This window comes from Aliikangiella marina, assembly GCF_007004765.1.
GTDB lineage: Bacteria > Pseudomonadota > Gammaproteobacteria > Enterobacterales > Kangiellaceae > Aliikangiella > Aliikangiella marina.
Genome location: NZ_VIKR01000004.1, coordinates 472258 through 492957 on the forward strand (window position 1 = coordinate 472258; position 20700 = coordinate 492957).

At 42.3% G+C, this 20700-nt stretch carries 19 protein-coding genes; 11 read left to right on the plus strand and 8 right to left on the minus strand.

What is annotated here, in order from left to right; all coding sequences use genetic code 11:
• Nucleotides 1-61: 61 nt before the first annotated feature.
• The 4 genes from FLL45_RS16895 (at nucleotide 62) to FLL45_RS16910 (ending at nucleotide 3900) form a co-directional block, all read left to right on the plus strand.
• The gene (locus FLL45_RS16895; protein WP_142943261.1) at nucleotides 62-1390 is read left to right on the plus strand and encodes a DASH family cryptochrome; all 1329 of its coding nucleotides are present in this window, start codon (nucleotides 62-64) and stop codon (nucleotides 1388-1390) included.
• Nucleotides 1391-1398: 8 nt separating this feature from the next.
• The gene (locus FLL45_RS16900; RefSeq protein WP_142943262.1) at nucleotides 1399-2934 is read left to right on the plus strand and encodes a cryptochrome/deoxyribodipyrimidine photo-lyase family protein; all 1536 of its coding nucleotides are present in this window, start codon (nucleotides 1399-1401) and stop codon (nucleotides 2932-2934) included.
• A gap of 1 nt (nucleotide 2935) precedes the next feature.
• Complete coding sequence (locus FLL45_RS16905) at nucleotides 2936-3088, plus strand: DUF2256 domain-containing protein (protein ID WP_142943263.1); 153 nt, start codon at nucleotides 2936-2938, stop codon at nucleotides 3086-3088.
• A gap of 107 nt (nucleotides 3089-3195) precedes the next feature.
• Nucleotides 3196-3900 (plus strand): pirin family protein, encoded by a 705-nt coding sequence (locus FLL45_RS16910; RefSeq protein WP_142943264.1) that lies wholly within the window; start codon nucleotides 3196-3198, stop codon nucleotides 3898-3900.
• 95 nt (nucleotides 3901-3995) lie between these two features.
• Here the strand turns inward: FLL45_RS16910 and FLL45_RS16915 are convergent, their stop codons facing one another.
• Nucleotides 3996-4709, minus strand: coding sequence for an SIMPL domain-containing protein (locus tag FLL45_RS16915; protein WP_142943265.1), 714 nt, complete (start codon nucleotides 4707-4709; stop codon nucleotides 3996-3998).
• 344 nt (nucleotides 4710-5053) lie between these two features.
• Between FLL45_RS16915 and FLL45_RS16920 the strand changes: the two genes are divergently transcribed.
• Together FLL45_RS16920 and FLL45_RS16925 are read left to right on the plus strand one after the other, a co-directional pair.
• Entirely contained in the window at nucleotides 5054-5659 is a 606-nt protein-coding gene (locus FLL45_RS16920; protein ID WP_142943266.1) for a methyltransferase family protein, read from the plus strand.
• A gap of 101 nt (nucleotides 5660-5760) precedes the next feature.
• Nucleotides 5761-7572: an acyl-CoA dehydrogenase gene (locus tag FLL45_RS16925; protein WP_142943267.1), complete on the plus strand. Its 1812-nt coding sequence runs from the start codon at nucleotides 5761-5763 to the stop codon at nucleotides 7570-7572.
• Nucleotides 7573-7614: 42 nt separating this feature from the next.
• On the opposite strand, the gene FLL45_RS16930 is transcribed toward FLL45_RS16925, so the two are convergent.
• A complete protein-coding gene (locus FLL45_RS16930) occupies nucleotides 7615-8361 on the minus strand; it encodes a type 1 glutamine amidotransferase (protein WP_142943268.1) in 747 nt (248 codons plus the stop codon).
• 386 nt (nucleotides 8362-8747) lie between these two features.
• Here FLL45_RS16930 and FLL45_RS16935 point away from each other — a divergent pair, with 386 nt between their 5' ends.
• Nucleotides 8748-8969 (plus strand): Rho termination factor N-terminal domain-containing protein, encoded by a 222-nt coding sequence (locus tag FLL45_RS16935; RefSeq protein ID WP_210247222.1) that lies wholly within the window; start codon nucleotides 8748-8750, stop codon nucleotides 8967-8969.
• A 213-nt stretch (nucleotides 8970-9182) separates the two neighbouring features.
• Here the strand turns inward: FLL45_RS16935 and FLL45_RS16940 are convergent, their stop codons facing one another.
• The 4 genes from FLL45_RS16940 to FLL45_RS16955 all read right to left on the minus strand — a co-directional run bounded on the left by FLL45_RS16940 (nucleotide 9183) and on the right by FLL45_RS16955 (nucleotide 14556).
• Nucleotides 9183-11228: a methyl-accepting chemotaxis protein gene (locus tag FLL45_RS16940; protein WP_142943269.1), complete on the minus strand. Its 2046-nt coding sequence runs from the start codon at nucleotides 11226-11228 to the stop codon at nucleotides 9183-9185.
• A gap of 144 nt (nucleotides 11229-11372) precedes the next feature.
• Nucleotides 11373-12035, minus strand: coding sequence for a nitroreductase (locus FLL45_RS16945; protein ID WP_142943270.1), 663 nt, complete (start codon nucleotides 12033-12035; stop codon nucleotides 11373-11375).
• Nucleotides 12036-12181: 146 nt separating this feature from the next.
• Nucleotides 12182-13468: a serine hydrolase domain-containing protein gene (locus FLL45_RS16950; RefSeq protein ID WP_185964516.1), complete on the minus strand. Its 1287-nt coding sequence runs from the start codon at nucleotides 13466-13468 to the stop codon at nucleotides 12182-12184.
• Nucleotides 13469-13530: 62 nt separating this feature from the next.
• Complete coding sequence (locus FLL45_RS16955; RefSeq protein WP_142943272.1) at nucleotides 13531-14556, minus strand: helix-turn-helix domain-containing protein; 1026 nt, start codon at nucleotides 14554-14556, stop codon at nucleotides 13531-13533.
• Nucleotides 14557-14702: 146 nt separating this feature from the next.
• Between FLL45_RS16955 and FLL45_RS16960 the strand changes: the two genes are divergently transcribed.
• The 4 genes from FLL45_RS16960 (at nucleotide 14703) to FLL45_RS16975 (ending at nucleotide 18809) form a co-directional block, all read left to right on the plus strand.
• The gene (locus tag FLL45_RS16960) at nucleotides 14703-16244 is read left to right on the plus strand and encodes a flavin-containing monooxygenase (RefSeq protein WP_142943273.1); all 1542 of its coding nucleotides are present in this window, start codon (nucleotides 14703-14705) and stop codon (nucleotides 16242-16244) included.
• Between the two features lie 42 nt (nucleotides 16245-16286).
• Nucleotides 16287-17114: an alpha/beta hydrolase gene (locus FLL45_RS16965; protein ID WP_142943274.1), complete on the plus strand. Its 828-nt coding sequence runs from the start codon at nucleotides 16287-16289 to the stop codon at nucleotides 17112-17114.
• 12 nt (nucleotides 17115-17126) lie between these two features.
• Nucleotides 17127-17948, plus strand: coding sequence for an SDR family NAD(P)-dependent oxidoreductase (locus FLL45_RS16970; protein ID WP_142943275.1), 822 nt, complete (start codon nucleotides 17127-17129; stop codon nucleotides 17946-17948).
• A 231-nt stretch (nucleotides 17949-18179) separates the two neighbouring features.
• Nucleotides 18180-18809 (plus strand): c-type cytochrome, encoded by a 630-nt coding sequence (locus FLL45_RS16975; RefSeq protein WP_142943276.1) that lies wholly within the window; start codon nucleotides 18180-18182, stop codon nucleotides 18807-18809.
• 77 nt (nucleotides 18810-18886) lie between these two features.
• Here the strand turns inward: FLL45_RS16975 and FLL45_RS16980 are convergent, their stop codons facing one another.
• The gene (locus FLL45_RS16980; RefSeq protein WP_142943277.1) at nucleotides 18887-19672 is read right to left on the minus strand and encodes a type 2 periplasmic-binding domain-containing protein; all 786 of its coding nucleotides are present in this window, start codon (nucleotides 19670-19672) and stop codon (nucleotides 18887-18889) included.
• Between the two features lie 373 nt (nucleotides 19673-20045).
• Nucleotides 20046-20552 carry a fasciclin domain-containing protein gene (locus tag FLL45_RS16985; RefSeq protein WP_142943278.1) on the minus strand — a complete coding sequence of 169 codons (507 nt, stop codon included), beginning with the start codon at nucleotides 20550-20552 and terminating at the stop codon, nucleotides 20046-20048.
• Nucleotides 20553-20700 lie beyond the last annotated feature (148 nt).

The window sequence follows — 20700 nt, forward strand, 5'->3', positions numbered from 1 at the left end:
GAACCAGAAGCCGCTTCGTCCCGTAACCAGTGTAATCATAAAAATTATTTTCGATATCTGCATGAGCAACGCAATTTATTGGTTCACTAACGACCTGAGACTCTCCGACAACCCTGCTTTAATTCAGGCTATTAAAGACGAAAGGTCGTTGGGATACGTCTTTTGTATTGATCCTACTTGGTTCTTCCCCAACCGGTTCAACTGTATTGCAATGGGTAAACATCGATACAGCTTTTTACTCGAATCTTTAATTGATCTCGACTCGCAGTTGTCTGCGTACGGACAATATCTGAATATTTACTGCGAGCCGCCTGGAAAATTGTTTCAGCGGCTGTATAACCAAAATGGCGTAAGGCGGGTTTATCATGCTGACAACTCCGACTTTGACCAAGCCACTTTCTTTCAGTCGCTTTCCAATTATGCTGACGATATCGAAGTCATTACTGGACAGCCAAATTACTTATTTCAAGAAACACAGTTACCGTTCACGGTCACTGAGCTCCCCCAATCCTTTTCAAAATTCCGGCGCCTTATCGAAAAACAAGCAACCCCTGTCGATGCGCCAATTAGCACTCCGACTCAGTTCCCGAGCTCCTTCCTTCCCCACAGAAACTGGCGTCGCACTGTTCGCCAGCCGGATATTGGGTCGGGTCCTTCGTTTGAGGGCGGAGAGCGCTGCGCGCAGGAGCATTTGCGAAATTACTTTACCAGCGATCGTCCGCAAACATACAAGGAGACAAGAAACTCATTGGACGAGTGGACCCATTCGACAAAATTATCGCCTTCGCTCGCAATGGGCTGTATATCGCCGCGCCAAGTGGTTAGTGCGCTAAAAAAACACGAGCATCAATTTTCAGCTAACCAATCCACTTATTGGATTTTGTTTGAACTACTCTGGCGCGAATATTTTTCGCTTTACGCCCGCCGCTGGGGTTCCCGATTGTTTGCTTTTTCAGGCATCAATAACCAAAAGCCTCTGACGAGTTTCTATGGCGAAAGGTTTCAGCAATGGTGTCAAGGTACTACGCCATACCCGATAGTTAATGCCTGTATGAAACAGCTCAATGCGACCGGCTACATGTCGAATCGCGGTCGTCAGTTGGTGGCAAGTTGTTTTGTTCATGAACTCGGTCTCGATTGGCGCTATGGCGCCGCTTACTTTGAGCAACAACTCATCGATTACGATGTCGCCTCAAACTGGGGCAACTGGCAATATCTTGCGGGAGTTGGAGCCGATCCAAGAGGCTGTCGGCAATTCAATCTTCAAAAGCAAACAGAAACATACGACCCTGACGGCGAGTTTATTAGCGCTTGGGGTGGTCAAACCTACCACACGCAAATCGACTCAGTTGATGCGGCGGACTGGCCGGTTATGCCTCAGGAACACTAAGTCAGCCAATGAGCAAACAGGCGATAAATATCGTTTGGTTTAAACGTGATTTACGTTTGTCGGACCATCAACCGCTACAATCGGCGTTTGAAAATCAATATCCAACCCTGTTGTTGTATAGCTTTGAGCCAATGATGGTGGAAGACTCCCATTACAATGAGCGCCATTGGCGATTCGTCAATCAATCCATCGAAGATATCAATCACCAGTTGGCAAAATTTAATGCGCAAATTTATGTCTTTCAACAGCCAATCGTCAACTTATTGGAAAGTCTGAGTGATCAATTCCAGATAAAAAACATCTTTAGTCATCAAGAAATCGGCTTGAACAACACCTTCTCTCGTGACAAAGCAGTTGACCGATGGTGCAAGAGTAATGGCATCAATTGGCTGGAGTATCCAACTGGTGCCGTCATTCGTGGAAACAAAAATCGCAACCGCTGGGATTCTCGCTGGAACAAGGTAATGACCGAAGATCCGGCGCAGCCGGATTGGCAGAGTTTTGTGCCGGTGCGATTGAAGGATTATCAACAGCCCGAATTACCCAAAAGCTATCAGCACGCGGATGATAATTTTCAACGCGGCGGCCCCTATGCAGCGCGAGAAACACTTAACAGTTTTTTTAGTCTGCGTGGCAAGGCTTACCAAGGCAGCATTTCCAGCCCAAGTCTCTCTCGAACCCATTGCTCACGCCTGTCGCCTTACCTCACTTGGGGCAATTTAAGTGTGCGTCAAGTCTATCAAAAAACGCTGGAATGTTACCGCAGCGAAGATCCTTTCTATATCGGTTGGAAACGGTCGATTTCCGCTTTCAATTCAAGACTCCATTGGCACTGTCACTTTATGCAAAAATTTGAAAGCCAATGTCAAATGGAGTTTCAGCCGCTCAATTCCGGCTACAATGAATTCCCGTATCGACAAGATAAAAAAGTCTCGGAAGATCTCGAACGTTGGGCAAATGGAATGACAGGCTTTCCGTTAATCGATGCTTGCATGCGTTGTCTTAAACAAACCGGATACATTAATTTTCGAATGCGAGCGATGCTAGTGAGTTTTGTCACCCACCACTTGAATATTTCTTGGCAGCAAGCCAGTCTGCCGTTAGCTAACTATTTTTTGGACTTTGAGCCAGGCATTCATTATCCGCAAATTCAGATGCAGGCTTCTGTTACAGGAATTAACACAATTCGTTTGTACAATCCGATTAAACAATCACACGATCAAGATCCTGAAGGAAAGTTTATTCGTCAGTGGCTTCCAGAACTGTCCAAATGTCCCGTCGAATACCTTCATCAACCCTGGCTACAACCACCTATGGAAGCCATCTTTAATGGCTTTAAACTTGGCCAAGATTATCCAGAGCCGATTATCGAGATCAATACGGCCACCAAGACTGCGAGAGATCGTCTGTGGTCTTACCGCAAGCGAGAGGATGTTCAAAAAGCCATCCCTGAGATTTTAGGACTGCATGTTCGTCCCAAACCTAAAAACTCGCGGGCTCGTCGTAAAAAAACAGCCGCTTCAATACCTGCAGAAGAGAGTTGAAATGGCGCACAAGAAAGTTAATTTGCCGGAGAAAATTTGCTTAGTGTGTTCCCGCCCCTTTAAATGGCGCAAAAAATGGCAAAAAGATTGGGACTCCGTAAAGTATTGTTCTCAAAGGTGTCGGCAAAATAAATCAACAAAACCCAATAATTAAACCTATTGTTCGAATAATTGAAACTATATATTGATTATTTGACTGTTTTTCCTTTGCAACGTTCAAATTAAACTGATTCCATCGTAACCAACACGGAGGAGTAAAGAATGATTTATCTTAGAAAAGCAGCAGAACGTGGTGGCGCAAACTTTGGTTGGCTTGATAGCAAGCATACATTTTCATTTGGTCATTACTATGATCCGAAACATATGGGATTCTCGGCTTTGCGAGTCATCAACGATGATACCGTTGCAGCAGGCGCTGGTTTTGGCACCCATGGTCACCGAGATATGGAAATAATCTCTTATGTGACTAAAGGTGCTATTGAGCATAAAGACAGCATGGGCAACAGCTTTGTTGTGCCTGCTGGAGACGTGCAAAGAATGAGTGCGGGTAAAGGTATCACACATTCAGAATTTAACCATTCAAAAACTGAAGAGCTTAAATTTCTTCAGATTTGGATCATTCCCAATGAGCAAGGTATTGAGCCCAGCTACGAGCAAAAGGCAATTGAACAAACTTCGGTGTTAACGCCCCTGGTAACGCCAGACGGAAAAGACGGAGCTTTATCAATTCATCAAGATGCAAGCATCTTTCGCCTTTCGCTTGAGCCAGGGGAAACTTACCAACTCGACGCAACGGAGCGACCAGGTTATTTGCATGTGATTGAAGGCTCAGCTACCAGCACAGCTTCTGCAATTAGTGCTGGCGACGGCATCGGTGTTTACGAAGAATCCATCGCGATAACCGCGCAAGACGAAAACCTCGTTGCGTTATGGTTTGATTTACCTGCTCCAAAGGCTGCCGCCTAAACAAAAAAATCGAGAGCCAATTTGGCTTTCGATTTTTCGTTTACCGATAATGAACACGGGTATCATTTGAATGCAATTAACAGTTTGCAACCGAATTACTTTTCAACTAACTCAAATTGGACATAAACCTGCTTACTAATTTTTATGGTTCCTGCGGCGATGTTTGCGGCGGGAGCAAATTCCGCATCCATGCTCGACATTCTTGCCCGAGCAGCAATTGGAGCAGGATGATAGTCTGAACTGGTCTCATTAATACTTAATGGTTTACCGATCGCCATCCCCAAAACATCAGCCATTTGAGTCGCCTTGTTTTTCGCAGAAAGTAGGGCACTCTTTCGTAATTCGGATTCAAGTTGCTTGGCCTTGGAGTACTGATAAGTAAAACCATTCATACTCACTTCTGAATATTTTGCCAACCCTTGCCACAATCGAAAATACTTATCCAGATCGGTCAATTTGAAGGTTAGTTGGCTAGAGGCAAAAAAACCATCTTTAATCCAGCGCTTTTGACGATACTCTTTGTTTTCAGTCAATTGCATTCGATTAGTTTGAATGTCTTTTGACTTGATACCATTTTTTGTCAGATAACCAACAACCCCGTCAATCAACCTAGTATGGTCTTTGGCGACTTGTTCTGTTTCTAATGCTTGATTACGTATTGAAATACGCCACACCAACTCGTCCGGTTCAACCGACTTTTCAGCAATCCCTTGAACTGAGATATGAGGCTGTATGGACTCAGCTGCCAGTGCGCCGAGCGAACTCATCGCAAGCAAACTGACACTTATCACTAATTGAGCAAATCTCATAAAATTCTCCAACCAAATTTTTTGACTAGCAACGATACTAACAAATTAAACTGAATAAATACTGACTAAAAACAAAGCTTCGCAGCTTTTTACAGGCTATTACACTTTTTACCCAAGACAAATTTTACTGGCTGTATTTTTTACACACCGTATTTTTAAAGACGACAGTTTTGAATAGACAGTCACCGACTATTACTATGCGAACGACTTGTATGCCGTCCACTTGGGTTTTAGAGCTTACTGCAGCTTGAATCGCGCCAGTCTCATTGAGTGCAAGCCACTTACTGATTTTCAATCAGTCTGTATTGTTGGTATTATCAATAAAAAATTCAAAAAGCATTCATATGGATATTCCTTTTGACTATATTTTGCGCATATACCTTGGCGTGTTCTTCACCTGTATTGCGATATTTTATAGTCTTCGACTACTCCTCAGCCAGCATAAAGGCCCCCTCACCTTTATTGGGAAAACGGGGACTCGCCATTTTTGGGGTCATCTCACTTTTCGAGTTTTTCGGATCTTAATTTGGGGCGTTTGCGTGGTGCGGGTGTTTTATCCCGACACAGATGCTTACCTTATGATTTGCTCTTATTTAAATATATTACCCATTAACTTGCTCGGCGCTGGCTTGATGACATTCGGGTTTGGCTTTGTGTTGTATAGTCATCAGTCAATGGGACATCATTGGCGCTTGGGGATCGACCCACAAGGGTCAGATAGCCTAGTTACTCAAGGTATCTTTTCCCGCACACGAAACCCGGTTTTTCTTGGTGTGATGGCCGGACAACTCGGATTTTTCTTGGCTTTGCCCAGCGTATTTTCAGCAGTGTGCCTACTCCTTGGTGTGGTCGCCATTTTCAGCCAAGTGGATATTGAGGAAAACTATCTTAGGCAAAAGTGGGGAAAAACTTACGAGACCTACTGCCAACAAGTTCCTCGCTGGCTTTGATTAAATGAATTAGTTATTCTTCTAGCCTATTTTTCGTTATAACTTTTAGCGTTTTGTCATAAGCGTACCAACAGCAATCACTCAATCTAGAGACTAAACCAATGAACTTGCCAGTACTCAATGAACAAGAAATCGAATTTTTACTCTATGATTTTCTCGACACCGAAAACTTGTTGCAACGCCCGCGTTACCATGAGCACTCCAAAGAGACCTTCAATGCGACTTTAGAAACTGCACGACAAATCGCTGAAAAATATTTTGCCAATCACAATGCAAAAGGCGATTCTCAAGAGCCCACATTTGACGGTGAAACGGTAACAATTATCGCAGAAACTAAACAAGCATGGGATGCCTTTGCAGAGGCGGGCTTTTTGGCTGCCCATTATGAGTTTGAGAAAGGAGGAATGCAGCTACCGGAAGTCATTTTGCGCGCTGCTATGGCCTATTTTAATGCTGCAAATGTGGCCACATCGGGTTACCCTTTTCTTACCATTGGTGCCGCCAACCTTATCAATGAGTTTGCCAGCGACGCGCAAAAAGAAACCTACTTACCCTATATGCAATCCGGTCAATTTGCAGGCACGATGGCTTTGACTGAACCGAACCAAGGCTCTGCTCTCGCCGATATCAAAACCAAAGCGCTCCCACAAGCAGACGGTAGTTATCGTCTTTTTGGAACAAAAATGTATATTTCAGGCGGTGATCAAAATCTCACTGAAAATATTATCCATATGGTACTGGCAAGAATCGAAGGTGCACCGGCCGGAACTAAGGGAATTTCCCTATTTATTTGTCCCAAATATTTAGTCGGCGAGAACGGCCAACTTGGCGCAAGAAATGATGTTAAGCTGGCCGGATTACTGCATAAGATGGGCTACAGAAATACAACTTCAACAGTGCTAAATTTTGGTGAGGAGCAAGGTGCGCACGCTTTTCTTGTTGGAGAAGCTAATAAGGGTTTGTTTTATATGTTCCAAATGATGAACGAAGCACGTATCGGTGTCGCGTTAGGCGCGTCCTGTTTGGGATATCAGGGATTTCAATATTCATTAGAGTACGCAAAAGGACGACCTCAAGGGCGCCACCCGTCAAATAAAGATCCTGAATCTCCTCAGGTTAATATTATTAAGCATGCAGATGTTAAAAGAATGCTTCTCGCCCAAAAAGCCTATAGTGAAGGCGCGCTTGCTTTATGTCTGTATGCTAGTTCACTGATGGAGGACAGCAAAACCGCTGAGTCCGATGAGCAGCGACAACAAGCCTTTAAAATTTTGGATTTAATCACACCAATGGTAAAGAGTTGGCCATCTAAATATGCGCTTCGCGCTAATGAATTAGCGATTCAAGTGCTAGGTGGGTCCGGTTATATTCGAGAATATCCCGTCGAGCAAATGTATCGAGATAACCGCCTCAATCCGATTCATGAGGGCACTGAGGGAATACAGGGACTTGATTTATTGGGCCGTAAGGTACCTATGGGTAATTTGGAAAACTATCAGTTACTTATCTCTAAAATATTAGAAACTAGCTCGCAATTTGCGAATGACAGTGAACTCAGTGATGGTTCTACGAAACTGGTCAATGCAGTGAACCGACTCAACCAAGTGACCAGCCATTTAATGGCCGCTCTTGCCAAAGGTAAAGTTGACTCAGGGTTAGCCAATGCGACTTTATATCTTGATATTTTTGGTCATACGCTGGTAGCGTGGATATGGTTAAGACAAATGGCGGTCGCGAATGAAAAGTTGAAGGCAAGAGAGGCTTTGTCGGCAGATCAAATTCATTATTATCTTGGCAAGCTTCAAGCAGGCAAGTTTTTTATTCGCTATGAGTTGCCGCAAATCTATGCTAATTGTGATTTGCTAGAATCCTTAGATTCAACTTGCCTAGAAATGCAAGAAGATTGGTTTTGATTCTATCGAGTTTATCCTCATTCGATCGCTTTTTAATACATACTAACCCCGGCCGAGAAGTACTCGGTCGACAAACTTATTCATCAATGCATTGGCGTCGGGAGTCTCCACAGCATGAGCCAGAACTTGATCAAGTTGTGCGTCATTTTGAGTATACTTTTGTTTATAGATAGTAAGCCGTTCGACTAAAATGTCTCGGTCAACTTCTGGGTGAAACTGAAATGCCCAAAAAGGTTTACCCTTAACTTTAAATGCATGTACGCAAACATTTGTTTCGGCGAGCAACTCACAATTTTCTGGTAATTTTAATACTTTTTGTTTGTGTACAGAAACTGCTAGAAAGGGATTCTCGATATCTCTCATCAGTAAATCCTTTTTGCCTTGTACTGCTATGTTTATGGGTATCGTACCCATTTCAAAATCATCATCGAACGAGTCAACAACCTCACCACCCAGCGCTAGAACAGCGAGTTGAAAACCAAAACAAGATGCAAACACAGGGAAATCGATATCACAACACCGACTTAATAGCTTTTTCGCTGACTCAATAAATGGATACTTCTGAGGATAAAGCACATTCGCCTCACTCGCACCGCCAACCCACAATGCGTCGTACCCTTTTAAAATAGAGTGGTCGAAATAAGGTGTTTTAAAAACATTTAAAATATCAAACTGAGCATCGTCTAAATTGGCATGACGCGCAAAGCTTGTAAGTTCTTCTGCTGCTACCTGCCTATCTTTACGGATCTGCATCAATAATATTTTCAGTTTGTTGCGAGCTTTTTCCATTTATTGACTATGCGATCCAATGTTTATCAACTGTAGTATCCGAAAGGCTGAGTCGACTACCGTACACTTGTACTATCTCAGCGGTTTATTTTAGCAATCGACTTGATGATCATAAACTGTTTTTGCCGAGATACCGAACAAATCCAACGCTGCAAGATAGTCTGCCTAATCCCCCCCTTATTCAGCAACCCTACAATATAATGAGCTCGCTTACACCTCTCGCGGTGCAACCTTGTTAAGCGCCTGCACCTTGATGGTGCGGATGATTAAAAATCACGTCATTTTTTGTTGGTATAGTACCGCATAGCTCGGATTATAGCTGGCAAGAATTTTGCGAAGTTTAGAATAGTTTTTCTAATATCCAATCAATTAACGTGAGCATAAAAATGAAAGAGGTAATTGATATGAACATGCAAGAGATAAGAGCAATTGCTAAAACTTACGGAATAAAAACTGGTAAGTTAACCAAAATGAAGCTGGTTCAAGCAATCCAGTTAGAGGAAGGAAATTTTGATTGTTTTGCGACCGCATGTTCCGGTGAATGTGACCAAACAAACTGTAGTTGGAGAAAAGATTGTTTCGCGGCTGCGAAAAAAATGGTCGCTTAAAAACACGTTTTTTACCCATCGAGCTATCAGACTTTTGATCCAAGTGTGGGGTTAAGTTGCAGTCGTTTAGGTCCAGTCGTTTAGGTTTAGTAATTCATGTCTAGTAGTTCGGGTTCAGCATTCAAGGCCTAGCCTAACTGCTAGACCTTGAGTTGGTTAAACCTCACGTAAACGCTTTCCGTGCGAACCCGTTTTAGAATATCAATAGCGTTTTTAAACTCTGAATTGATTAACGGTATCTTGCAGCTCAGTAGAAATATCATTAAGGACATTAGAATCACTATCCATTAAACCGGAATGTTCCACCATCATTTCGGTCAGTCGGTGAATTGATCGCAAGTTCTCTTCAATGGACTGGGCTATCTGTTCTTGACTTAAGGTCGACTCAGACACTTCTCCATTGACTTGCTTCAATTGTCCAATAGAAGACACAATTTGTGATACTGCGGCTAGCACTAGTTCAACTTGCTCAACGCCTTTTTCAGTCACTTCACTACTGCGTGCCATCGAGCTTTTCATTTGTTGAGAGCTAGACTGTAACTTCTCAACAGTATTTTGAATATCTTCTGTCGACTCTTGAGTTCGCGTGGCTAGCGAACGGACTTCATCGGCGACCACAGCAAATCCTCGTCCCTGATCACCTGCGCGAGCGGCTTCAATAGCCGCATTTAATGCAAGTAAATTTGTTTGCTCAGCAATATTTTTAATCACATCTAAAACACTGCCAATTTGTTCAACATTGGCGCTCAAGCTTTCGGCCGCTTGATTAGCCGAAGTGATTGATTGCGAAACCTCATGAATTGCGTCTTGGGTTTTATTTGTGTTTTGCGCAACGACATCGACAGAACTACTCACTTGCTCAGCAACAGCGTCTGCTGTTTGCGCTAAATCTTTGATATTTCCACTGACTGTCATCATTTCATTGACGGCGCCCGAAACATTGTCCATCTGTCCCTGCTCTTGAAGCACTTCTTGATTGAGCTTACTCGCAGTTTCAGAGACTCGATCGGCAGTTTCGCTTACTTTTTCTGACGAATCTCGAGCGTTATTGATAATCACTTGAATTTTTTCAACAAAACGGTTGTATTGGGTGGCCATTTCGCCCACTTCATCATTTGAAATCACATCAAGTCTTCTAGTTAAGTCACCATCGCCATGAGCAATCTCGGCCATCGTTGTTGCAATTTGTTTTAAGGGGCTGATCATTTTTGATGAAATCAAATAAATCACACCAGCAAGTAACATCAAAATAATAATGATATTGACTATCGAATAATAAGTAGCTTGCTGAATCGGTTCATCTATCAGCTCAACAGGAACTAAGAAGCCTAGTGTCCAATCTATATAAGGTTTCTCAGAAGTAACCGGTACGAGAAAAACCTGGTAGCGTTCACCTTTCCAATCAACATAATTTGCTTCGGCATAACTTTCATTAATTATTGCTGTCGACAGTTCAGCAAAACCCTCACTCTCACTAAAAACCCGATCGAATTCTGCAATCGGTTGGTTCAGCTCCAACTCAGTGCCATCGGTAGGAAAATAAACGACGCGTCCATCGTTATTGACTAAAAACGCTTTGCCTTTTTGTTGATAACGGATTTGATCAATTAAGTTACTCACCGTTGTGATTAAGATATCAACCCCGGCAACACCAATCAATGCTCCTGACTGGTTGTAGACAGTCATTTGTAACACAGAGGACACTGTTTTGTCGGTCGCATCCACTTGGGGAGTGGTTAAATATAACTTGTTCTGGTTGAGTGCTTCCTGCCACCAAGGGCGTTTATTGGTAAAATATCCTTTGCTCGGATTTCCTGCATCAGGCCCACTGCTATCAACACCGACTCGGCCTTGCTCATAAAAATACTCATAGGTATTGGCAGAGCCGATAAATATCGATTTTATTGTTGGGTCTGCAGCGACCACAGCATTGAACGATTTATTCAGATCTTGATAGTAGTTATCTTGCGATAAATCCTTACCGCGTTGACGATAATCCGTTAACCATTGCTTTAATCGAGGATCGCTAAAAAAAGTTTCGGGAACTCGCGCTCTTTCAACAAAGAAACCTTTAACCTCTTCGGCTTTAATCTTAATCAACTCAGCAACTTGCGCTTCGGTTTTATCTCGAGTCAACTCTGCAATTTGCGCAGTGATAAACATGCCTGATACGGCAAGCAAAACCATCAATGCACCGGTGATATAGATAATCAGCTTTCGCTGCAATGAGCTATTCGAGCTCGAACTACTGGGAGTCATAAATTGCCTATTTTTATAAATTTATTATTTAATTCTAGACAATTTATCGGTTTTCACTATCTGATCTTTAATTTTCCAGTGAAAAAGTGAGCGATTCTCAGTTTGGGTATCGAATAATCCAGGCTGAGAATCGTTTTTGAATACTTAATTAAAAAAGTATACTGAACTTTCGAGGTTTTCTCTGACGGTTCTCGTGTTATTGGCGGCAGCACTATCATCAGCATACCCAAAGGACATACCAAACAAGATTCCAACTTCATCGGGGATCCCAAGTATATTTTTAACGGGATCAGGGTACATTCCTAGCGCGCCTTGAAAACAGTAATCAATATTGTTGTCCGCCATCAACAAGGCAACTGTTTGCGCATAGATCCCAACATCCACAGACCCCATAATATCCAGATACTTCTCCATCGCAAAAAATACAACATGAGGCGCATCGAAAAATTGCCAATTTCTCAACATAGCCATTTGCCTCGCTTGTTTGTCTTCCCTCGCAATTCCCATTGAACTATAAAGCGCATTAGCCGAACCAAATTGGCGTTCGCGATGAACACCTTGATACGCCACATGCCAGTTAAATTCGGGGTTAGGTTGGGCACCACTCATTATTAATTCAACCAATGCTTGAGCGAGCTTATCTTTTGTTTTTCCTGACGCGACATAAGTTTGCCAAGGCTGTGTATTACAATTTGACGGTGATTGTTGCGCACTGGTAAAGATCGATTGAATCAGTTTATCGTCGACTGATTCCTTGCGAAAAGCTCGTACTGAATAGTGACTATCGAGTAGTTGGCTAACTGACATAATTATTCCTTAAATAGCTGCTAATTGGTCTGTTGTTTTTTTATCTGTCTTGAATTTAACTGTCTTCTTAAGTTTAACTGCCTGTTTGAGTTTAAACATTTTTTTCGGATTTATTGAATGTCCGATGCTGAAAAGTTTTATTGGATTTATTCGATTGATTCCAGCCACGCGCTGAGCAACGACTCTTCAACTTGATACAATGGTGAAATCGATGGTGCTTTAGCCGGATCATCTGCGGTGCCGGTGACCAATAGGACCATACCATTTCCCGCTTCGTCAAGCCATGCTTGTCCAAGCAAACCATAAGCAAAACCAAGATGACCAAAAAGCTTTTTACTCGCCTTAGACAGCCCCCAATCAACCCCATCTATCTGATGCAGTGACAAGCCGAACTGGGTCATTAACCCGTCAGATTCATATTTGGTAGCAGTTTCTCCACCTGTATTACCATTCTTCAATGGTTCGTTAAACTGCCATTGCACTTTAAACAATTCAGCAATTGCCACTTTTGATAATATTTGGCGGTCTCCGTATCGCCCATTGCGATCGATCATTATAAGAATTTTAGCAATATCGGAAGCAGACGCCCTGAGGCCACCTTGCGGTGAAAAAAGTGTCCCATTATTGCCCGGTAAATAAGCTTTCAATGACTCAAAGGATTGCTCTATTTGAGCGACACCCGAATCGCTTGATAACTTGTTTGCACCATAAAAGCACTGAACATGATGCCCATCCACCTGCTCGCGCCAAGATGCATTCGGACGCCATTTGCCATCTGCATCTTGCTTACGATAAAGCGCCCCAAGATTGCGAGTTTCTTTAAGGATATTACAAGCTGAAAATCGAGCACTCAACCCCATCGGCTTTAACAATTTTCGAGTAACAATCTCATCAAATCTTTGTTGATATACCGACTCTAGTATCGAAGCAATCACACCAAAAGCTAAATTACTATATTGAAAATAAGCACCGGGTTCATGGGTTGAACTAAAATGTTCTCCTCCGTTGAAATGCTTACCGTTTGAATCAAAAAAGTCAGTTATCGAATCACCTGGTCCCGCCCAATAATAAGTACCATCTCGAATACTGGAGGTATGCGAAAGTAAATGCCTTAGCGTAATTTTTTGGTCGCTAAAATGAGGGTTTCGAAAACTCGACTGTAAATACGTTGAAACATCTTGATCAAGTTTAAGCCGCTTTTCGTCAACCGCCATTAAGACGGTAAGCGCGACAACTAATTTAGAAATAGAGGCGACACGGAGTTTAGTGTCGTTATCTAGCGGCGTCGCGTTGGCTATTGAATGCTCATAACTAAATTGATAGGTTATTTCACCACCCTTTATGAAAGCAGCTTGAATGCCCTTTATATCACCATTTTTAACCAGGTTTTGGGCCAGTAATTGAACCTGACTAAAGCGATCTTCTGCTGCCATTGATGCTCCTAAAAAAACCACAACATTGAACATTATAATTAGTCGATATTTAATGCCAGTCATTAACTTATTTGGGTGCTTATTAAGTATTGTTTTGGGGTTGTACCGGTCCATCGTTTAAAAGCGCGTAAAAAACTCGCCGATTCAGCAAAATCTAAAGATTCCGCCATTTCTGCCACTGTCACCGTTTTCCTCGATAACATATCGAGCGCTCGTGCTTTTTTCTGGCTATCAAGCAGCAGGCGATAACTGGTTCCAGAGTCACTCAATTGCCTGCGAAAGGTTCTTTCACTCACACCAAACATCTTTGCGACTTCTGGTACCGTCGGAAAACCGTTATCATAGCCCTCCAGTAATTGTTTGACCTGGGCAACCCTATCATCTGCCTGAGGATAAAACTTCCTCATCAGTTCCTGAGCTTGTAATCGATAAAGTTTATGCGCGAGTAAGTTGCCGTGCTTTTGCTCAAGTCGCAGCATCGAGTTAGGAATTCTAAACCAGTTGTAGGGTTGGTTCCATTTCGGCAAAATAGGAAGTAATTCGGTATACTGGTGGAAATTTTTTCGATGCGGTTTTGGTCTCGCAGTTCCCACTTTAATTTGACTTAAGTTTTTGTTATCTAAAAACTCTCTCATAAAAGCGAAACTACCAATCAGATCTCTATCCGCTATAAAGGTTTTATATCGCTCATCCACATCAGGTAAAGTGAAACGAAGTTCTACCCACTGCGCTTCACGATGAATAGAAAGATGGCTAAATAACAGCGATAGCGATTGAAACTCTCCGGCTGCTTTGATTGATTGAATGAGCGATGGCGCTGTCATCAATAAAATGGCATAGGTTGCATAAGACGTAAAACTTAAGTCTGCGCCAACCTTCAACCCCAATAAAGGATCATTGGCCGCCTTTAACACTTGGCCAATAATTTCAAGTTCAAAACTCTGCTCGATAACGGCGGCACCGTTCATCGCATCGATATTCAAACCCGTTTCGGCCAATAGAATTTCGGGCTGAAGGCCGAACTTTTCTGCAACTTTAAGCAGCGGTAACAAGCTGAGTATTGAGTGTTTTTTACCTTCAAGCGGCATAGCGAGCGAACTTTAATGAACTTTTTAAGCGGACAATAACTGCCAGTATGACCGAAAAGGTCAATTTTTGACAGTTTCAATCCTATTTTTTCTAATCGGAGGTTTATATAGTAATCAAACTAAAAACGCTCCCTGATGGTAGTTTTATGACTGATGCGAAGGATAAAGAATCGATCGAGTACTTGGATGTGTTAATTGTTGGCGCCGGAATTTCAGGTATTGGTATGTGTTACCAGCTAAAAAATCAACGCCCCAACGATAAGTTTGCGGTAATTGAAAGCCGAGCAAACTTCGGCGGCACCTGGGACTTGTTTAAATATCCAGGGATCCGATCAGATTCAGATATGTATACTTTCGCTTATTCTTTTAAACCATGGACTGATCGAGAACATATCGGTTCTGCAGAGCGAATCAATCATTATTTAACCGAGCTAGTTGACGACGCAAACTTAAAACAATTTATGCGTTTTGAACAAAAGGTAGTCTCAGGAGACTGGGACTCCAACAACAATCACTGGCTCATGACCATCGAAAAGTCGAGTGGTGAACGTTACCAAATAGCGACCAAGTTTCTAACCTGTTGCGCCGGTTATTATAATTATGAGCAGGGCTATCTTCCTCGATTTACTGATTATGACAAATATCAGGGCGTGATTGCCCATCCACAACATTGGCCGGAAGATCTTGACTACAAGAATAAAACGGTTTTAGTTATTGGTAGCGGCGCAACTGCGGTTACCATCGTTCCTAATATGGCTGAACAAGCTGCAAAAGTCACCATGCTGCAACGCTCTCCGACTTACATAGTATCGCGGCCAGCCTCTGACTTATTGTTTCGAATTTTAAGTCATATTCTACCGAGTCAACTAACCAACAAAATCATGCGAGCTAAATATATTTCACTTCAACAGTTAGTTTATATCGTCTGTCAAAAGTTTCCCAAACTAATGAAAATGTTAATACGCTGGGAAAACAAAAAAGTACTCAATGATAAGTCGCAAGTGGATATTCACTTTAAGCCTCAATACAATCCATGGGACCAAAGAATGTGTCTTGATCCCGAAGCTAAGTTATTCAACTCCATTAATCAAGGAAAGACTGAGATCGTGACAAACCATATCGAGCGGTTTACTGATAAAGGCGTTGTCCTTAAAGATGGAACGCAAATTAACGCCGATATTATCGTCCCCGCGACAGGTCTAGAACTTCAGCTTTGGGGCAAGATGAACCTCACTATTGACGGCGCCGAAATTGACAGTAGTCGGCTAACCAATTACAAGGGCATGATGTTTAGTCAAGTGCCGAATTTCGTTTGGATATTTGGATACACCAATGCGTCATGGACCTTAAAAGCTGAATTAACTTTTGATTATATTTGCCGGTTGTTAGCCTACATGGAAGACAACCAGTATCAGAGTGTTTACCCTTATCGAGCGCCTGACGCACCTCAAGAAAAAATTGTAGCACTCAAGTCTGGCTACATCATGAGAGCGCTAGATTGGTTACCCTCGCAAGGTTCTCAGTTTCCTTGGTGCAATAAGGATCTATACTTTAAGGACATGTTTGCGATAAAAAGAAGTCGGCTGGATGATGGTGTTTTAAGATTTGATGATAACCGGCCTTTAAGTGAATTTCATTCGTACGAGACACCGACACCCAATAAACGGGGAACAAAAACAGCGGCTTGAATTATCGGCCCCAATGAGTCTTAAAGCACCAATACGTAGCCTATGTCAGAAGTAAGCACGAAACCACCAATAGTCTTGATTCACGGAATGTGGAGTACGCCCGCTGTATTTGATGATCTTAAGTCATTTTTTGTATCGCACGGATTTAGCGTTTATACACCAAGCCTACCGGCTCACTTTGATAAGCAGACAATGACTCAGCCCGATATAGAGCAACTGAAACAGACGTCTTTCGAAAACTATGTGGAGAGTATTTTAACCTTTGTCCAATCATTTGATCACAAACCAGTTCTACTTGGTCATTCAATGGGAGGACTCATCGCACAAGTCGTTGCAAGTAAAACTTCCTGTTTAGGACTAATTTTGTTGTCGTCCGCTGCTCCGGCGGGGATAAATGGTTGGAGCTGGAGTGTGATAAGAACCTTTGGTCATAACATTTTAAAATTTCCGCTATGGAACGCGTGTACCGAGCTTAAGCTAACTAATATACGCTATGGCATCGCCAATGCTCAGTCCGCAGAGCTGCAACAAGATATCGATAAAATTTCAACGTTGGAATCCGGAAGAGTCACCTGGCAACTCGGAATGTGGTTTCTTTACCGTAAACCTAAAAACCAAGTTAATTATACCGATGTCAATTGTCCGGTTTTAATCATTGGCGGAGATCATGACAAAATCACGCCGATAAAAATTCAAAAAGTACTTCATGAAAAATATCGAGAACGATCAACATTAAAGATTATCCAAGGAGCTTGCCACTGGACTGTTGGTGGGCGTTTCTTTCAGGACGTTACCGTCTGTATATCACAATGGTTGAAAACGACATCAGTATTAAATAGTTACTCAGCATTAAGCAGTAACCACGAATAAAGATTAAAGACGATGAACATACACTGGAAAGAGAAAGTCATTTTAATTACAGGGGCGGGCTCGGGTATAGGACAATCTCTCGCTAGACTGTTAGCAAGTTTAGGTGGTCGATTGATCATAACGGATAAAGATGCAACTAGCTTAACAAGCATTACCGAAGAACTCGCGGAATCTATCGAGATCGCACAAGTTGCCGATGTGAGTAATCCAGATGACTGGCAGGCTTTGTATCAAAAAATAGATAATCAAATCGGGTATATTGATGTTCTCGTCAACAATGCGGGAATGTCTTCATTTGGCTTTTTTGATGAGACCGCCGAAGCGCTTTTCGATCAGGTCATGGCCGTTAACTTTCAAGGGGTTGTTTATGGCTGTCGCTACAGTTTACCATTGCTAGAAAAATCTTCACGTGGCCTAATCGTTAATGTTGCTTCAATTTTCGGCCTCATAACCGTCCCCATGATGACTCCTTATCACTCGTCAAAGTTTGCGGTTAAAGGATTTAGCGAGGCGTTAAAACACGACTTAAAGTATCAACATAAATCGATCGACGTTATCTGTGTTATGCCTGGCGGCATAAAAACTAATATTGCCAAAAATACAATTACGACCGAAAGAGAGAATGCGCAAGTCACGCGATTATTTGACTCGGCAGCAATAACAACACCCGAACAAGCCGCGATTAAAATTGAACAAGGTATGCGTAACCTTAAATTCAGGCGGTTTATCGGTATCGACGCAAAAATAGTCGATAAACTTGTCAGGTGGTTTCCCAACAGTTATTACCACTTAACGAATCGATTGATGGGGTTGCATGGTTTTCTATCAAAGTAGTCGGTAAATAGCAGCAAAGTTAAATTGTTGAACAGGCTAAATTTAAAATCGACAACAAGTGAATTGAATTTTTCACTCAGTCCGATTAGTGTAGAGACACATTTGGCTAGATGACGACACTAGGAACCTTAGGCTCCACAACTCACGATACCGTTTCTATCTTGTGACGGCGTGACTTACCTCTGTTCATTATCTAGCCAATCTAACTTTTAGTCATTGAAATAGAACCGCATGCAAACACCATCACGATATTTAAATTTCTTTATCGCAGCTTTTGTCAGTGTTTATTTTCCATCTGTTGCCGCAACAAACCTCCCAGAGGCTTATCAGCCTTGCGCTACTTGCCATGGTGAAAACGCAGAAGGAAATAGCACGCTCTCGTCACCAGCAATTGCCGGTATGGAAGCATGGTATATCACTCGACAATTAAACAACTTTAAAAAAGATAGGCGCGGTACAAAGCCCGCTGATACTTATGGTGCTCAGATGATAGCCGTGAGTAAACCACTGAGTGACAAAACAATCGAGGAACTTGCCTCTGCACTCAGCCATCTTGAAAAAATAAAACCTAAGCAGGCTAAAGCGGGTGACCCGGAAGCAGGTAAGAAGTACTACTTTTCCAATTGCGCTTCTTGCCATGCCGTCAATGGACGTGGCAACGCCAGTCTCAAAGCACCGAGCTTGCTTGGATTGGATGAAGCGTACCTCACTCGCCAACTCATGCACTTTCGTAAAGGCTTGCGAGGCACACACCGGCACGATGTGGCTGGCCGTAGGATGGCAATAATGGCACAAATATTGACTGATGATAACGCCGTCGAAGATACCGTTGCCTTTATTCTTTCCTTAAATCATCGATAACTTTCTACTGCCGACGTTTTTGCCAAAGCCTAGTCAGTGAACAATTTTCGTTTTAGCTTAGTTTCGGGTTATCCTATTCAAAGGTCACTGGATTTGATCTTTATATTAAGCAAATCGCCTAAAGAAAGTTTCAAGATAGGATTTTGTACCTTGTATTTATCGAGAATATCAACTATTCCGCCATCATAGGAAAGCTTGCTTAAGCCCGATTCAAATAACTTTAACTCAGCTACCGGCGCCACAATTTCGTCATCAGGTAAAATAAGCAAGTCAATCGATATACTGAATAAATACGCTTTCTCAAAACGTAGCTTAGGGTTAGATAAGATTATCTGTTCACACATCACTTCTGTGCATAACATCGAATCGATTTTATCGTTAACAAGTAGTTTGAGCCCCTCTAAGTGAGTCGGGTATTCGATGTATTCCAATTGATTTTTAAGCGCATAGTCCAGTTCACCATTCGCCCCTTTTAGAATACCAAGTACCTGGCCGTTCTCACGTTTTTTTCGCGGCTCAACAAAATCATTTTCGACTGAGATTACATAGGTGTCGAGCTTCACAATTTCTCGAAACAATAGCTGCGTTTGGTTCTGCTCAGGATATACAACTCTGGCTCCTATCCATAAGGTATTATCGATAGTTGAGCGAGCAATAGCATTCTCAATAGTCGGAATAACTTTGATTTCAACTGAAACATCTTCTTGTTCAAAAGCTTTAATCACAATGTCTCGAGCGAAACCGAACTCTCCGGTTATCGGCTCATAGGGGACGGTATATAGTTGTAGCTTCTGATGAGATAAATCACTCGCACAACCAGTTAAAAACATCAGTAAAGAAAAAGTTGTCAGTAACCATTTCATCTTGCAAAATTCCTTGCTGTAAGTTAGCGGCGATGAGGCTAAATTTAAATCTGAAAAGTCCTTCAAAGCACAATCTCAAGTTTAGCAGTATCAAAGCAAGTCTTGGTTGATTTTTGTCATATTCTCGCCCTATCTTGAAATGGCTTTTTTATCCCGCTTGCCAACTTATCACAAGCGAATAGCAAGTGCTTAGTCTAGGCGTCGATTTGGTTAGTTAATGCGCTTATTTATCCAACGCGATCCCACTAAAAAACAAAACCACGCCTAAGCGTGGTTCTGTAGATGGTTCTAGAAACTTATCTCGCCGCGCTGCGATTACCTTGCAGCGGCTCTGTAGCTCAAGTTTCCTTGTAATCCCGCTCTTTGATGCGCTTTACTTTGGTAAGATTACAGAATCGATTACGTGAATAACACCATTGCTTGCTGCGATATCAGTTGCAACCACATTAGCGTTGTCAACTTTTACACCGCCGCCAGCAGTCGATATTTTGACTTCACTGCCCTGTGCAGTTTTCGCTTGAGACAAGCCTACAACATCTTTCGCTAACACTTTACCCGGAACAACATGATAAGTTAGTACGGCAACAAGTTTGTCTTTATTTTCCGGCTTTAAAAGATTTTCAACAGTACCTTCTGGAAGCTTAGCGAACGCTTCATTGGTTGGTGCGAACACAGTGAAAGGTCCATCGCTTTTAAGCGTGTCGACAAGGCCCGCCGCTTTTACCGCTGCAACTAAAGTACTGAATGACTCATTACCCGCGGCAACGTCTACGATATCATTTGACTTTTTCTTTCCATAACTACCTGCAAAAACGGCGGTAGAAGCGAAAAGTGCGACTGTGAAGACAGCCAATACAAATTTATTTAACGATTTAATCATGTTTTTCTCCAAGCATATAAGTTGAGTTGTTACCAAAAGCGTGTGGAAGTTTTTGTCGTGACTTTTCCAAATACACAAAGGTATCGATGATCAAATACGCGCAAACCTTCTGACAGATCGAACTTTGGATTAAAAATGCCGGATTTAG

Coding starts and splice junctions, on each gene's coding strand:
- FLL45_RS16895 (WP_142943261.1), top strand. CDS start 62: ATGAGCAACGCAATTTATTGGTTCACTAACGACCTGAGACTCTCCGAC.
- FLL45_RS16900 (WP_142943262.1), top strand. CDS start 1,399: ATGAGCAAACAGGCGATAAATATCGTTTGGTTTAAACGTGATTTACGT.
- FLL45_RS16905 (WP_142943263.1), top strand. CDS start 2,936: ATGGCGCACAAGAAAGTTAATTTGCCGGAGAAAATTTGCTTAGTGTGT.
- FLL45_RS16910 (WP_142943264.1), top strand. CDS start 3,196: ATGATTTATCTTAGAAAAGCAGCAGAACGTGGTGGCGCAAACTTTGGT.
- FLL45_RS16915 (WP_142943265.1), bottom strand. CDS start 4,709: ATGAGATTTGCTCAATTAGTGATAAGTGTCAGTTTGCTTGCGATGAGT.
- FLL45_RS16920 (WP_142943266.1), top strand. CDS start 5,054: ATGGATATTCCTTTTGACTATATTTTGCGCATATACCTTGGCGTGTTC.
- FLL45_RS16925 (WP_142943267.1), top strand. CDS start 5,761: ATGAACTTGCCAGTACTCAATGAACAAGAAATCGAATTTTTACTCTAT.
- FLL45_RS16930 (WP_142943268.1), bottom strand. CDS start 8,361: ATGGAAAAAGCTCGCAACAAACTGAAAATATTATTGATGCAGATCCGT.
- FLL45_RS16935 (WP_210247222.1), top strand. CDS start 8,748: ATGAAAGAGGTAATTGATATGAACATGCAAGAGATAAGAGCAATTGCT.
- FLL45_RS16940 (WP_142943269.1), bottom strand. CDS start 11,228: ATGACTCCCAGTAGTTCGAGCTCGAATAGCTCATTGCAGCGAAAGCTG.
- FLL45_RS16945 (WP_142943270.1), bottom strand. CDS start 12,035: ATGTCAGTTAGCCAACTACTCGATAGTCACTATTCAGTACGAGCTTTT.
- FLL45_RS16950 (WP_185964516.1), bottom strand. CDS start 13,468: ATGGCAGCAGAAGATCGCTTTAGTCAGGTTCAATTACTGGCCCAAAAC.
- FLL45_RS16955 (WP_142943272.1), bottom strand. CDS start 14,556: ATGCCGCTTGAAGGTAAAAAACACTCAATACTCAGCTTGTTACCGCTG.
- FLL45_RS16960 (WP_142943273.1), top strand. CDS start 14,703: ATGACTGATGCGAAGGATAAAGAATCGATCGAGTACTTGGATGTGTTA.
- FLL45_RS16965 (WP_142943274.1), top strand. CDS start 16,287: ATGTCAGAAGTAAGCACGAAACCACCAATAGTCTTGATTCACGGAATG.
- FLL45_RS16970 (WP_142943275.1), top strand. CDS start 17,127: ATGAACATACACTGGAAAGAGAAAGTCATTTTAATTACAGGGGCGGGC.
- FLL45_RS16975 (WP_142943276.1), top strand. CDS start 18,180: ATGCAAACACCATCACGATATTTAAATTTCTTTATCGCAGCTTTTGTC.
- FLL45_RS16980 (WP_142943277.1), bottom strand. CDS start 19,672: ATGAAATGGTTACTGACAACTTTTTCTTTACTGATGTTTTTAACTGGT.
- FLL45_RS16985 (WP_142943278.1), bottom strand. CDS start 20,552: ATGATTAAATCGTTAAATAAATTTGTATTGGCTGTCTTCACAGTCGCA.